The following is a 15018-nucleotide window of genomic DNA, read 5'->3' on the forward strand; positions in this document are numbered from 1 at the left end:
GCAATCATTTATCGTGCTGTGTTTAGTGTCGGAAACGAACATATTTAGTCGCTTGAAAGTATTGAACAATCAAAGCCCTTAATGTGCGTTCCTTGTTTCGATGAGGAGAGTATAGGGAGGCGCGGCAATTAATAAAAATTATCATAAATTATTCAAATGATAATTTTACGTTATGAGTTTTTTGGGGTGGTTTTCCGACCATGCTAGACAACGCCCGTTGCCTAGAGGTCGATACGTTATTTTTCAAGTTCAGTCGCTATTCGTTAGCGAGAGCTTTCTCTATTGCCATTACTGCTACTGTTACTGTGCTGTTACTTCGATTCTAATGACTGATTCGCTTTCCTGACGATGGCTTTCACCATCCCTTTAAAGATAAAAAGATGAGCAGGCATCATCGCAAACCAATAAAGCAGTCCTTTAAAGCCTTGTGGGTGCCACCATGCCGTGATGTTAAGTAGACGAGTGTCCCCTTGGTCGGTGATTGAGAACTCCAATCGACCTAATCCAGGGCCTTGCATACCAAATAGCAGTGATAGAAACTGATTTTGTTCACAGCGGATGACTTTCCAAGAATCAATATGATCCCCGATTTTGAGCTCAGGCCCTTCAGGTGAACGACGAAGGGGCTTGCCTCCGCCAAAAAAAATATCCAGCCATTCGCGAGTGCGCCATAGTGCGTTGGCGAAGAAATAAGGGTCTTGCCGGTTGCCTAACGTTTTCACCACTTGCCAGAGTTGTTCAGCGCTCAAATCGGTTTCAATGCTGGCTCCGGTTTGTTTGGGGTAATAACCGTAGCCGGCTTGCCAGCGATTCAATGCCGCGGGATCAAACCCCCAAACATTGCTGCGTACAAATTTCCCTTCCTGTTCAATGCTGGTCTTTACCATGGTTTCAAATGTGATCATTGGTTGAGGAAAGCGGTTTTCGAGTGCTGATGAATCGGCAATAAAATCGTGTTCTAACCCGGCTAACAACGCCGCTCCAATGGTCGCCGGAACGGATGTCACCATTCCTAACCAGTATGACGCCATTTTCGGGGTTAAGAGTGCGGTGGCGTAGAGGCGGTACGGCTGGTGGCTCGCTTGGCAAATGACTCTAAATTGTTCACGATAGGAAAGTAAATCAGGCCCACCGGCTTCATAAAGCTGATGTTCTCCACTTGGGTTTTCTGCTAATTGGAGTAAGTAATAATTGAGGTTTTCTAAGGCGATAGGGTTGGCTTTGGAGTCAACCCATTTTGGCGTGATCAGTACGGGCAGGTTATAAACAAAGTCACGCATAATCTCAAAGGCCGCTGAGCCTGGGCCAATAATGACGCCTGCGCGTATTTCGGTGATTGGCACATGGCTTGTTCGCAATATCTCGCCGGTCATTTTACGCGCGAGCAAATGCTCTGAATTTCCGGTTTGCGGTTGGATGGCACTGAGGTAAATGACCTGTTCGACATGGCTGATCGCCAGTGCGGCTGTGAAGTTTTCGGCAAGAGCGATTTCATAGTCAATAAAGTCATGCCCTTGAGCCATGCCATGCACTAAGAAATAGACAATATCAAAGGTAGGCACGAGTGCTTTAGTTGCTTCGGCATCCGCAAGGTCAAGATAGCAAAGTGTTAGGTTCGGCCGTTCTGGTGTGCGAGCGCGCAGGTAATCAATTTGTCGGGCTGCCGCCGTGACATCGTAACCTTGGTCGCACAGCTTTATCAGCAACTGTGAACCAATATAGCCAGAGGCACCGAGTACCAGTACTTTTTTCATAAGCCTTCCCACTCTTTCAAACGCTAGGTAAAGATATCTGTTTGTTTTTCATTGAGTATATAATGAGCAACTCAATTGGCAATGCCACTATAGGGAAATATGACTTTCCATCGCGGTATGACGTGTTTTTAGTCATTAGTGCGTTTGAAATTTAAACACGATACGCGGTGTTGGAGAGGGATTTTCATTCGCCCATGCCCTCGATTATTTTGCCATGTTTTATTCTGTAAACCTAAGCTATCGATAGGGGAATACCTTTGGTGGCGTGTTTGCCGTTTTTAAATGCAAGAATAAATCAATAGCAGCGTATAATTTTACCAATTCTGGCGATATGAATCAGGGTAAAACATATATTTATTATATAGATAGAGCGAATGTTGAGCATTCTGATGCATACGTTGTTGGGGGGCATGCAAAATGCTTCCTACGGGGCGCTTATTAGTGTAGATTCACACTCCTAATTTTTTCTTCATCGAGCGTCAAATGTTACGACTGTCAGACCTGTGCAAAGGCTATGTAGACGGGGGGGAGTTCCATCCAGTTTTACAAGGCGCTGAATTGTCGTTACACCAAGGCCAACAAGTGGCGTTGATGGGGGAGAGTGGGTCCGGTAAAAGCACGCTGTTAAACCTGATTGCGGGGCTTGATACTGTCGACTCTGGTGAAATTGAATTTCCCAATTTCATGATGCAAAAAGAAACCGAAGGTAAGCGCACCGCTTATCGTCGCAGTAATATTGGCCTTATCTTTCAGCAGTTCAACTTGCTGCCTACGCTTAATATCGCCGATAACATTCGTTTTTGCCGCCAACTGAAAGGCTTACCAGAAGATCAGGGCTTGTGGCGTCAGATTCTATCTGCGTTGGACCTCATGCCATTGCTTGGCCGTTACCCAGAAGAAGTGTCGGGTGGTCAGCAACAACGTGCGGCGATTGCCCGCGCTCTGTATATGGAACCAAAACTGCTGTTGGCCGATGAGCCCACAGGCAGCTTGGATGAGCGCAATGCTGAAGCTGTTATGCGTTTACTTACGTCATTAACTCGCCAATTGGAATGTACTTTGTTGCTGGTGACACACAGTGAAAAAGTCGCGTTACATATGGAAGGGCGCGTTCGCCTTCAAGGAGGGCAATTGCATGTTATGGCCCGTAATTAAAGCACTGCTTGGCCATTACAGACGCTACCCTTTTCAAATCCTTCTTGTCTGGCTCGGTCTTACCTTAGGCGTCTCACTGCTTGTTGGCGTGACGGCGATCAACGAACATGCGCGCGAAAGCTACGCACATGGTGAACAGCTATTTTCAAACCCTTTGCCTTACCGCATTCGTCCAAAGCATGCGACGAATCAGATCCCGCAAGGCTATTATATTCAATTGCGCCGTGAAGGCTTTAATCAGTGTACGCCGTTCACCAATTTAAGAGTGCACACTGAAGACAATACCGACCTTATTCTGGTGGGCATTGATCCTATTGCGCTATTGCAGTTACAACCCGGCGTTAATTTAAAAGAATTGACGACATTAGGGTTAATGAATCCTCCATACCCGATTCTAGTAAGTCAAGATTTGGCCAGTCATATGCATTGGCAAGATGGGGATTTTATTCGTCTGGATGATGGCAGTGATTTAGGTCCGCTGATTGTTGATAGAGAAAACCGCATTAATGGCACTCGCGTAATTGCGGATATGGCATTGATACGCATGCTAGAACGCAGTTCTGGTCTTTCTACGATTGCATGCGCGGATATGCCGGCCAAAAAACTGGAATTACTCAAATCTCGACTGCCGAATGGGTTATCGCTGGTTCGTAGTTCAAGAGCTGAGTTGGAGTCTTTAACTCAAGCGTTTCACATGAATTTAAGCGCGATGGGGATGCTGGCGTTTTTAGTCGGTCTTTTTATTTTCTATCAAGCAATGTCATTGTCGTTAACTCAACGTCAGCCTTTGGTGGGCATTTTGCGTCAAACCGGGGTGTCTGGCTGGCAGTTAACTCAAGCGATTTTACTCGAGCTGTTTGCACTCGTGCTGGTGAGTTGGCTGTGCGGTAATGTGCTTGGTATGCTTTTGGCTAATCAATTGATCCCAACCGTTTCGGCGAGTCTGGGGGATTTATACGATGCCAACGTTGGCTTAGCGATTAACTGGAATTGGACATCGAGCTATCTTAGTCTCGGCATGACACTGATCGGTGCGATTGCATCGTGTGCATGGCCTTTGGTTCGATTACTACGCAGTCAACCCATTCGTTTAACCACGCGCTTATCACTATTGCGTTTTACGGGTATTGAATTCTCTGTTCAAGCCTTACTTGCTTGTGCACTTTGCGTCGCGGCAGTGGCGATTTATCAAGCGCCGCATACGCAAGAAACGGGCTTTTCTATCATCGCGTTAATGTTATTGAGTGTCGCGTTATTTACGCCATTTTTAATGTGGCGATTGTTTATCAGCTTTAGTTATTCAATGCGCTGGGTAAAAGTGCGTTGGTTCTTCTCTGATGCGGCAGCCAGTATGAGCTATCGTGGCGTGGCGACGATGGCCTTTATGCTCGCGATGGCCGCAAACATTGGCGTAGAAACAATGGTGGGCAGTTTCCGTGATACGACCGATAAATGGCTTAGCCAGCGCCTAGCTGCGGATATTTACATCTACCCTAATAGCAGTTCTGCAGCGCGATTGAGCACTTGGTTAGATCGTCAACCGGAAGTGAAATCGGTGTGGTGGCGTTGGGAGAAAGAAACCATTACGCCCAATGGTGCTCTCCAAGTGGTGAGTACTGGTCCATCGGATGGTGAGCTTGATGCGCTAACGGTGAAGTTGGGTGTACCAAACTATTGGTATCATTTGCACCATTCTAAAGGTGTGATGATCAGTGAGTCGATGGCGTTGAAGCTGAACATTCGTCCTGGTGATTACATTAACCTTTACGGTAAGTTGGGGCAGGGCTGGCAAGTTGTGGGGGTCTACTATGATTATGGTAATCCGTACAACCAAGTGCTGCTATCACATCGTAATTGGCTCTACTCTTATGCGGGCACCGGTGCTGTAGCGTTGGGGGCTGTCTTACATGACGATGTAAATTCGGTAGGGTTAAAACGCCGTATGGAGTCTGTCTTTAGGCTCAGTTCTGAACGTATTTTTGATAATGGCAGCATCCATAAGCAAGCGATGAAGGTGTTTGACCGTACGTTCTCGATTGCTGACACTTTGGGTAACATTACTTTAGTGATCGCCGTTTTCGGTATTTTCTTTTCGACCGTTGCTGGAGAGGTGTCGCGACAGCGGCATATTTCATTGTTACGGTGCTTGGGAATGTCGGGTAAAGAATTGATCATGATGGGGAGTTTGCAGCTGTTTGTGTTTGGTGCGATCTCCGTCATTATCGCCATGCCTCTTGGATTAATGTTAGCGCATTTAGTGGTCGATATTGTTATCAAACAGTCGTTTGGGTGGACATTAGAATTGCAGTTCATTCCATATGAATATGTTAATACGATCTCGTTAGCGATGTTGTCCTTGGTTCTTGCAGGGGCGCTGCCAGTGTTGCGATTAGTAAGAAATACGCCGATGAAGTCTCTCAGGGATGCACTATAGATGAAGCGACAGACCTCACTTAAACAGCGTCTAACCGCATTGCTGATGCTATGCATTGCCGTTTTCATTCTGGTTTTGGTTTATCAGCAATATTATGTAAAGAAGCCAGAGCGAAAGCGCAATGACGTGACGATATTGCACACACAAGAGCGGCAAGTTTTTGAGCCAGTATTGCCGATTGATCCGGTTGTACTGCCTCGCGATTTCGCGTTCCAGAATGAATATCAGCATGGCTGGTGGCACTTTTTTGCCAATGTTCAAGATCGATCTGGTCAGCGTTATGGGATCCAATGGAGCTATCTCCGCGTCACGAATAACGAGCATGAGCGTGCCGGTTGGCAAAGTTCTCAGCTTTATATTTCTCACGTGGTGATTTCAAACGGTAGTCAGGTTTGGAAAGAGCAACGCTTAGCGCGCGGCGGGATCGGACAAGCAGGAATGGACAATGATCCCTTTAAAATTTGGATTGATAATTGGTCGTGGAATTCTCTCGGTTCTACGCCATTTCCCGGTGAACTTAAGGCCGAAACAGACTCGTTTGGTTTACAATTACGCGCGAATGCCTCAGGGCCGTTTGTTTTGCCCGGAGACCGTGGTTATGTCGTTAAGCACGATTTACAACCCGCCGCGTCACTGAATTTAAGTGCGCCATTTCTCGATGTGGCCGGCAGCATTCGTCTCGATGATAATCAAAGTATTCGTGTTTCTGGCGAAGGTTGGATGAGTAAAGAGTGGGGAAGCGGTCTACTTGCAGAAGGTCAGCAAGGTTGGGATTGGTTTGTATTCCATCTTGATAATGAAACCACATTGTCCGTGAATCGTTACCGTCATAGTAAACAAGAACCCTATATTTTTGGTACGTTGTCGACCAGCGATGGCAAGGTGATTAACCTAGATCAAAGTCAGATCAAGGTTATGCCTTTGCAACCGACACTCTTTACGAATCAGAAGCGCATTCCGCTTCAGTGGGTGATCAACGTGGCAGACTACGACATTAACCTCACCACACAGGTTCTGAATGAAAATTTGTGGTTGCCGTTTGTTGTCCCTTATTGGGAAGGGGCGATTTCGACGACAGGCAGCCATGAAAGCGTGGGCTTTATGCAATTAGCAGGTTATTGATTTTAAAAAATATTTTTTAATTGATACAGAAAAAGCGCGATGTTTCACATTTGTGAAAGAATTCGCGCTTTTTCTATATATGATGCGAGTAAAATAGTAAAAATGGATGTCCAGCAAGCCATAATAAGGCATGGAAGGACGATTTTGTCAGTGATTCGATAAGGAATATGCGCAAAATAGCAGCGTACACTTCGGTATTTCCGAGGTTTATACTCTAAACAAGCGATTTTTCCTTAGCAAAAGATAGCTATAAACTCTAAGTTATTCTTTGTTAATCGTTTATTAACATAATAAATATAAGGACAATATCATGAGTGATATTATTCGCGACTTCTTCAAAATGGAGTCGGCAGGTGGCGTGTTATTGGTAATCGCAGCAGCGATTGCAATGACCATTGCAAATACTCCAATGAATGAGATGTACCAATCATTCTTACACACCTATGTTTTAGGTATGTCGGTATCTCATTGGATTAACGATGGCTTAATGGCGATCTTCTTCCTTCTGATCGGTTTGGAAGTAAAACGCGAGCTACTTGAAGGCGCATTGAAATCAAAAGAGACCGCAATTTTCCCTGCGATTGCAGCGGTCGGCGGTATGTTAGCGCCTGCGCTGGTTTACGTTGCGTTTAATATTAACGATCCTGAAGCGATTCAGGGGTGGGCGATCCCCGCAGCAACCGATATTGCTTTTGCTCTAGGTATCATGGCGCTGTTAGGTAGCCGAGTGCCAGTGAGCTTAAAAGTCTTCTTGTTGGCTTTGGCCATCATCGACGATTTGGGCGTTGTGGTTATCATCGCATTGTTCTACACCGGTGATCTTTCGACGACAGCATTAGCGGTTGGTTTTGCTATGACCGCGGCATTGTTTGTACTTAACTCACGCCACGTCACTAAGTTACTGCCGTATATGATTGTGGGCGCCATTTTGTGGTTCGCAGTATTGAAATCGGGTGTACACGCGACGTTAGCCGGTGTAGTGATCGGTTTTGCAATCCCACTTAAAGGCAACAAAGGGGAACGATCGCCATTGAAACATATGGAGCATGCACTGCATCCTTATGTAGCGTTCTTTATTCTGCCACTGTTTGCTTTTGCCAATGCGGGTATCTCTTTAGAAGGCGTATCGATTGATGGTTTAACCTCAATGCTACCACTGGGTATCGCAATGGGTCTGTTAGTTGGTAAACCTCTGGGCATCTTTACCTTCAGCTGGGCCGCTGTAAAACTGGGTGTAGCAAAGCTACCTGAAGGTATTAACTTTAAGCATATTTTTGCAGTGTCTGTGCTTTGTGGTATCGGCTTTACGATGTCGATTTTCATCTCATCACTGGCGTTTGGTCCGGTGAATGCAGAGTTTGATACGTATGCACGTTTAGGTATCTTAATGGGTTCAACGACCGCTGCTGTGCTTGGCTATGCATTGTTGCACTTCTCATTGCCTAAGAAAGGTTAAGCAAAATAGCGTCATGTGACTGGTTAGAATCTTCGCGCTAGAAACATGACGTTAAAAATCGGACGTAAAAATCGGATTTAAAAAATAAAAAACCTCGGCGAATGATTGCCGAGGTTTTTTTATTTTCAATTTGCGACGGTTTATTTTTCAATGATAGAGAAAATGTTCCATTCTTCTACGACTTCTTCACTTAATCCCACCACGGTTGCCGTGACTCGGCGGTTGAGAGCATGAGAGAGCTCATCATTGCCGTTTGCAGCTAGTATGGTGTCGCCATAGCCCACGATGGAAACGCGATCAGGTGAAATTTGGTAGGACAACAGCTTATCTCGCACTGCATCCGCTCGCTCTTTCGATAGTGTTAAGTTGTATTGATGAGAACCGACACGACTTGCGTAACCTTGTATCTCTATAGAGGCACTTTGATATTTTATTAAAAAGTCAGCCATGGTTTGGATTTGACCGGTGAAGATCGGTGAAATCTGATAAGAGTCATTTTCAAACAAAATACGCAGTTGACGTTGCTCTTCTTCAAGTAATATTTCACCACAACCATCGTTTGTAATGAGAGAACCTTCTGGGGTAAAAGGGCAGCGGTCGCGAGCATTCACGACTCCGTCTCGATCATCATCGGTAAGATCGCCAATTTGGTTCGCTGTCGGCGTTGGAATGTATTCGTATTCATCTTCTTCAGCGAATACGAAAGGGCTCATGACTAAGGCCAAGCTCGACACGGTGACAAGTAATCGCTTTTTCATATTAATACTCCACTCGCTGTGTCCATTCACTTGGTACTTCAACCAACAATGAATCTAATAGGTTGCCCGTTGCATTCATAACGCGATACTTTGCATATTGCTCTGCATAGTGAGCGTCTAAATAATCTTTTCGTGCTTGGAACAATTCATTCTCAGTGTTGAGTAAGTCCAATAAGGTACGTTTACCAATTTTGTATTGCTTTTCATAGGCAATAACAGTTTCAGACGCTGAGTCAACGTGATCCGCAAGGAAGTTCTTTTGTTGCAACGTAAGATCGAGGGCGCTCCATGATAAGCGTAAACTCTCCTCGACTTGACGGTGGGCATCGTCGCGTAGGTCTTTTGCTTTGTTCAGTTGGTAAGCCGCTCGATCGGCTAGGTCACTGTCGCTGCCACCATTGAATAAGTTGTAACGTAAGCGAAGCACCGCTAAGGTTTCGTCACTGCGACCTTTGTCGCCGCCAGCATCATCACGCCACGCTTGACTTGCCTCAATCGAAATCGTTGGGTAGTAGTTACTTTTCGATTGATCATATTGGAAACGTGCTGCATCGACGTCTGCGGCTGAGATTTGCAACACGGGATGATTGGCATACGCTTCATCAATGGCGAGATCAAGAGACAATGGAATTCGGGTTTCATCGGCTCGTGGATAAATGAGGCCAAGCGGTTGTTGTCCGACAACACGCATAAACTGTGTGTGGGTATCAATCAGATTGTTTTGCGCGGCCAGCAAGTTACCATGAGCCTTTGCAATACGAGCTTCCACTTGAGAGACATCGGCGGTGGATCCAATACCAGAATCGGCCCGTTTCTTGATATCTTTATAGATATCTTTGTGTACGGCTAAGTTGCTTTCAGAAAGGGCAAGAACCTCGGTTGCTTTCACGGCATTGAGATAAATGTCCGTGACCATTAATGCCATATCAGAAGCGTCCGCAATGAGTTGCAAACGAACAGATTCGGCTTCGGCGGCCGTTCTGTCGATATCATTCAAAGTCCCATTACCGTCCCATAAAAGTTGAGTCAGGCTTAGCTTTGCTTCCTTTCGGGTTAAATCCGTATCACTTTTCCCCGAAGAGGCTGCAGGGTCGAGCCCTTCATAACCAATACCAGCATCTAAATCTATACTCGGTAAGTAGGCACCCTCGGCGGCATCCGCCTGTTTGAGCGAGCTTTGATACTCATTAAATGCGCTTTTTAATTCAGGATTGGTTGCGAGCGTAATTGATACCGCTTGCTCTAATGTCTGACCATAGCTATGAAAGCTTGCAGCAATCATACAACCTAAAATTAGTGGTTTATTCCAACTCACAGAGTTCTCCTTAACAAGGTTATAGGTGATTGACTTACCTAACTAAAGTTTATTGTAGTAGCGTAATATACGCTTTATTGAAGCTTAGTTGAGTATTTGAAAAATGGGGAATTTTTATCAAATTTCTTGCGAAAACATGATGAAAAAGAACAAGAAAAGTCAATTCCTTGCTCTATGTCGCTAGTTTCGTTTTGACTCATACCCATACATTAGTTCATATCGAGGTAAAAAAAGAAGGACGGATTGCAAATTCGCAGTCTTTTATCCATCGTGAGGGAGGTAATCGTTGGTCATGAGTTGAGTGTCTCTATAGTGATAAATGTAACCATTATTGCGTGGGGTTGTTGTGAAAGGGTGTGTTTTTGTGTTATTTTCGCGCGCAATCTCGGTAGACAATTTTTTGGTTGCTCTGGGGGACACGCGTAAAGCGCATTCAAGCTGAGTACTTTTTACGTAGGGTAGGTATCGATAAGCCTTTATCGATAGACGGGATACTAGTGCCGCATAGCGGTGTATAAATGGGAAACCCAACATTGAATTCATTTAACCAACAAACACCAATCAGCTTTATTCTTCCAAAATGCCCTGTTTTACGTAACGACAGCATTACTGAGCCGTGATTCATCCTGTAGACATACCATCTATCGGTTAGATAGATGCGCTTTCGCACGCCTATCGGCGGTGAAATGTATGGTTACGCCTAATCATCGGTCTTCGCAGAACCGATAATGGATGAATGTATCTCAAGGGAATTATGATGAGTACAGCCTTTGACGTCGATACTCGAGATATCGCGACTTATTTTTCAGATAAAGTGCCGCAATTGGTCGACGGCCTTTATGAAATCCCCCCCAATCAAACACCGTTCGAACACGTGGAATATCGTTCGGAGGTGAATCAATACTCGTGTGAACTGCCTTTGAGCATTAAGCGAGCCATGTTGGCTCTCAGTCCCACGGCGAATGAGTCGTTCGTCGATACTGAATATCAAGAGCCGCGCCCTTGGCGACAGCATTTTATTCAGACGGGTGAAAATGGCAGTGATGTTTTCGCCCAGGCGATGAATCATGCGACGGCGCAAATGAAGCAACTTTTTGAGCAAGCAGATTCGCCGTACTCAGGCGTGGATCCTCAGCAATTAGAGCGAATGATCAATGCGATCGATTTGGATCGTGCGCATGGCTCACTTGAAGAGATTGTCACGGAGACCACCGCGCTGGTCGGTCGGCATTCCATTATTTTGCAACACCCTGATTGTATTGCTCATCTCCACACGCCACCTTTGATGCCCGCTATTATTGCTGAATCAATGATGGCCGCACTTAACCAATCGATGGATTCATGGGATCAAGCGCCAGCGGCTACCTATGTTGAACAAAAAGTCGTGAATTGGATGTGTGATAAATTTCAATTGGGACTTCATGCCGACGGCATTTTCACCAGTGGGGGCACTCAGAGTAATTTAATGGGGCTGCTTCTGGCTCGTGATCGTATCGCTGATACTTTAGCCGGTCATTCGATTCAAAAGCAGGGGCTACCTTCATTTGCGAATAAGTTGCGTATCTTATGCTCAAAAAAATCGCATTTTACGGTGCAAAAATCCGCGTCCTTATTAGGACTTGGAGAGCAAAGTGTATGCTGTGTTGATACCCACCAGAACGGCACGATAAAGATTGATGCGTTAGAAAATGAGATAGAACAGCTGCACCAACAAGGTTTGATCCCTTTCGCGGTGGTTGGAACGGCAGGCACGACGGACCATGGCGCAATCGATGATTTGACTGCGATCGCTCAGATTGCTCAACATCATCAGCTTTGGTTTCATGTTGATAGTGCTTATGGTGGCGCTCTGATCTTGAGTCGTTATAAAATACGTTTAGCCGGTATAGAGCAGGCCGATTCTGTCAGTGTCGATTTCCACAAGTTGTTCTATCAAACGATCAGTTGCGGCGCTTTATTACTCAAAGACAAAGCGAACTTCAAATACCTATTACACCACGCAGATTATCTGAATCGTGAGCACGACGAATTACCCAATTTAGTCGATAAATCGATCTCAACCACAAAGCGTTTTGATGCATTAAAAGTGTTTATGACCATGCAAAATGTCGGACCTGATGTATTAGGAGAAATGGTTGAGCATTTGATAGAGCAAACTCAGTGCGTTGCTCAAAAGGTAGAACAATATAAAGGAATGGAGCTTTTGGCGAAGCCCTCATTGTCGACGGTATTATTTCGAGTTGTCGATGACTCGGCCATTGACTCTGAGGTTGACGATTTAAATCGAACCTTGAGGCTCGAAGCGCTACTTCGTGGCATCGCAGTGCTAGGGGAAACCGTTGTTGGCGGTAAAACAGCACTCAAATTTACCATTTTGAATCCCTGCTTAACGCTGGCGGATTTTGAACGTTTACTTGAGAAAATCAACACACTCGCGGTTGAACTCATCAATAAGAGGTAATGAAAAGGATGGCAATTTTACAAATTGGTGCAGGCGGTGTTGGTTGGGTGATTGCTCACAAAGCGGCACAGAATAATGACGTACTGGGCGCGATTACGATCGCCTCTCGTACGATTGAAAAATGTGAAAAAATCATTGAATCAATTGAAAAAAAGAATAATCGCAAAGATACAAATCAGCCCTTACAAGCACGTTCAGTGAACGCTGACGACATTGATGCGGTTGTTGCGCTTATTGATGAAATTAAGCCCGATTTAGTGATCAATGCTGGGCCTCCGTGGGTCAACATGGCGATTATGGAAGCTTGTTACCAGACAAAAGTGTCGTATTTGGATACCTCTGTCGCCGTGGATTTATGCAGTGAAGGACAACAAGTACCGCAGGCCTATGATTGGCAGTGGGCATACCGTGAAAAATTTGAGCAAGCAGGAATTACGGGAATTTTGGGGGCCGGTTTTGATCCGGGCGTCGTGTCTGTTTTTGCCGCTTACGCAGTAAAGCATCTGTTTGATGAAATCGATACCATCGACGTGATGGATGTGAATGCGGGAGACCACGGTAAAAAGTTTGCGACGAACTTTGACCCTGAAACGAACATGCTGGAAATTCAAGGCGATTCATTTTACTGGGAAAACGAGCAGTGGCATCAAGTTCCTTGTCATTCGCGGATGTTGGAATTTGATTTTCCAAACTGTGGTAAGCACAAGGTGTATTCAATGGCCCACGACGAGGTGCGCTCACTCAAAGAATTCATTCCGGCCAAGCGTATAGAATTTTGGATGGGATTTGGTGATAAGTACCTGAATTATTTCAATTGTATGCGTGATATTGGTCTTTTAAGCCCCGATCCGCTGACATTACATGACGGTACGGTTGTACAACCTTTGCATGTACTCAAAGCATTGCTGCCAGATCCGACGTCCCTTGCGCCTGGCTATAAAGGGTTAACGTGCATAGGTACGTGGGTTCAAGGTCGTAAAGACGGTCAATTACGTAGCGTATTTATTTATAACAATGCTGATCACGAAGTCGCTTATGAAGACGTAGAGCACCAAGCGATTGCGTATACCACTGGCGTACCAGCGATCACGGCGGCGTTGCAATATTTCCGTGGTGAGTGGGCGCAGGCTGGTGTGTTTAATCTGGAGCAGCTGGATCCTGACCCATTTTTAGAAACGATGCCATCGCTTGGTTTGCGTTGGGGTGTTCAAGAATTACCTGCCGGTCAGCCAAATATCACGAGTTTATAGCCGTGCTATCCGTTGAATGATCGCATGGTCACGGCCTCATGAGCTTATTGGCGATGAGTGAGGTCGCTGGCCGTGAAAGAATACGGCAAAAGAATGTCGCGGAAAGGGCGCGTTTTTTTGGATCGAAGATAGCAAGGAATTACGTGCTGAACTATGGAAAATAGCATGACAAATACTGCGTTTAGAACACCTTACTTTATGATCAATGAAGACAAATTGATCGATAATTTAGAAAAGGCGAAGCGACTAAAAGAAGCGTCGGGCGTTAAATTGGTCTTGGCGCTGAAGTGTTTTTCGACTTGGGGCGTGTTTGACATCATTAAACCTTATCTCGACGGCTCGACGAGCTCAGGGCCTTACGAAGTTAAACTTGGACATGAAACCTTTGGTGGTGAAACGCACGCTTATAGCGTGGGCTACAGTGAAGATGATGTGCGTGAAGTGGCTGATATTTGCGATAAAATGATTTTTAACTCCCAGTCCCAACTTCATGCTTATCACCACTTGATTGAGGGCAAGGCCTCGGTTGGGTTGCGTTTGAATCCGGGGGTGAGTTTCGCTGGACAAGATTTGGCAGACCCTGCGCGGCAATTTTCCCGGTTAGGGGTGCAAATGGATCACCTAGATCTTCCATTGTTTGATTCAATCGACGGTGTGATGTTTCACATGAATTGTGAGAATAAAGATGTGGATGCGTTTATTGCGCTATTAGACACTATTTCACAGCGATTCGGTGCTTATCTAGATCAACTAGAATGGGTCAGCTTAGGAGGCGGAGTGTTCTTTACATGGCCGGGTTACGACATCGACAAATTAGCCGCGGCGTTGAAGGATTTTTCGGAAAAGCATCAAGTTCAGCTTTATTTAGAGCCTGGTGAAGCGATCATTACGCAAACGACCGATTTGGTGGTGACCGTCGTTGATATTGTCGATAACGGTAAAAAAACCGCGATTGTTGATTCTGCGACAGAAGCGCATCGGCTTGATACGCTGATCTACAATGAACCCGCGTCATTGCTCGAAGCCAGTGAAAATGGGGAGTATGAGTACATTATTGGTTCTTGTTCGTGCTTGGCGGGGGACCAGTTTTGTGTTGCCCGTTTTGATGAACCGCTCAAAATCGGCCAACGTTTACACATTTTAGACAGCGCAGGTTACACCATGGTGAAACTGAATTGGTTTAATGGTCTGCGTATGCCGTCAGTGTATTGTCAAAGAAGTCACGGTGAGGTTGATAAAATCAATGAATTTGATTATTCAGATTTTAAACGAACCTTGAGCCGATGGTCTACGCATTAAGATAAGGTGGTAAT

Annotated in this window: 9 protein-coding genes and 1 pseudogene; 7 read left to right on the plus strand and 3 right to left on the minus strand. The window is 45.4% G+C overall.

The features are described 5' to 3' along the window. Positions 1 to 311: 311 nt before the first annotated feature. Positions 312 to 1754: a DUF2867 domain-containing protein gene (locus OJ16_RS06350; protein ID WP_040988500.1), complete on the minus strand. Its 1443-nt coding sequence runs from the start codon at positions 1752 to 1754 to the stop codon at positions 312 to 314. 483 nt (positions 1755 to 2237) lie between these two features. Between OJ16_RS06350 and OJ16_RS06355 the strand changes: the two genes are divergently transcribed. From OJ16_RS06355 to nhaA, 4 genes are all read left to right on the plus strand, one after another. Further along, the gene (locus tag OJ16_RS06355) at positions 2238 to 2909 is read left to right on the plus strand and encodes an ABC transporter ATP-binding protein (protein ID WP_040988502.1); all 672 of its coding nucleotides are present in this window, start codon (positions 2238 to 2240) and stop codon (positions 2907 to 2909) included. Then, positions 2890 to 5343, plus strand: a complete 2454-nt coding sequence (locus tag OJ16_RS06360) for an ABC transporter permease (RefSeq protein ID WP_040988504.1) — start codon at positions 2890 to 2892, stop codon at positions 5341 to 5343. Before OJ16_RS06355 ends, OJ16_RS06360 begins: the two co-directional genes overlap by 20 nt. Beyond that, a complete protein-coding gene (locus tag OJ16_RS06365; protein ID WP_040988506.1) occupies positions 5344 to 6465 on the plus strand; it encodes a lipocalin-like domain-containing protein in 1122 nt (373 codons plus the stop codon). It begins immediately after the preceding gene. A 310-nt stretch (positions 6466 to 6775) separates the two neighbouring features. Continuing rightward, positions 6776 to 7921, plus strand: coding sequence for a Na+/H+ antiporter NhaA (gene nhaA, locus OJ16_RS06370; protein ID WP_040988508.1), 1146 nt, complete (start codon positions 6776 to 6778; stop codon positions 7919 to 7921). Positions 7922 to 8061: 140 nt separating this feature from the next. Here the strand turns inward: nhaA and OJ16_RS06375 are convergent, their stop codons facing one another. Together OJ16_RS06375 and OJ16_RS06380 are read right to left on the minus strand one after the other, a co-directional pair. Then, a complete protein-coding gene (locus OJ16_RS06375; protein WP_040988510.1) occupies positions 8062 to 8679 on the minus strand; it encodes an OmpA family protein in 618 nt (205 codons plus the stop codon). Between the two features lies 1 nt (position 8680). Beyond that, positions 8681 to 9961 carry a TolC family outer membrane protein gene (locus tag OJ16_RS06380; RefSeq protein WP_040988859.1) on the minus strand — a complete coding sequence of 427 codons (1281 nt, stop codon included), beginning with the start codon at positions 9959 to 9961 and terminating at the stop codon, positions 8681 to 8683. 877 nt (positions 9962 to 10838) lie between these two features. Here OJ16_RS06380 and OJ16_RS06385 point away from each other — a divergent pair. The 3 genes and pseudogenes from OJ16_RS06385 to nspC form a co-directional block, all read left to right on the plus strand. Beyond that, a pseudogene (locus tag OJ16_RS06385) lies at positions 10839 to 12455 on the plus strand (pyridoxal phosphate-dependent decarboxylase family protein); the annotation flags it as partial. 8 nt (positions 12456 to 12463) lie between these two features. Then, positions 12464 to 13705: a carboxynorspermidine synthase gene (locus OJ16_RS06390; protein ID WP_040988512.1), complete on the plus strand. Its 1242-nt coding sequence runs from the start codon at positions 12464 to 12466 to the stop codon at positions 13703 to 13705. A gap of 165 nt (positions 13706 to 13870) precedes the next feature. After that, on the plus strand, positions 13871 to 15004 hold the full coding sequence (gene nspC, locus OJ16_RS06395) for a carboxynorspermidine decarboxylase (RefSeq protein WP_040988514.1): 1134 nt from the start codon (positions 13871 to 13873) through the stop codon (positions 15002 to 15004). The last annotated feature ends 14 nt before the right edge of the window (positions 15005 to 15018 follow it).

Origin of the sequence: Vibrio renipiscarius (assembly GCF_000827885.1) — a bacterium.
Classification (GTDB): Bacteria; Pseudomonadota; Gammaproteobacteria; order Enterobacterales; family Vibrionaceae; genus Vibrio; species Vibrio renipiscarius.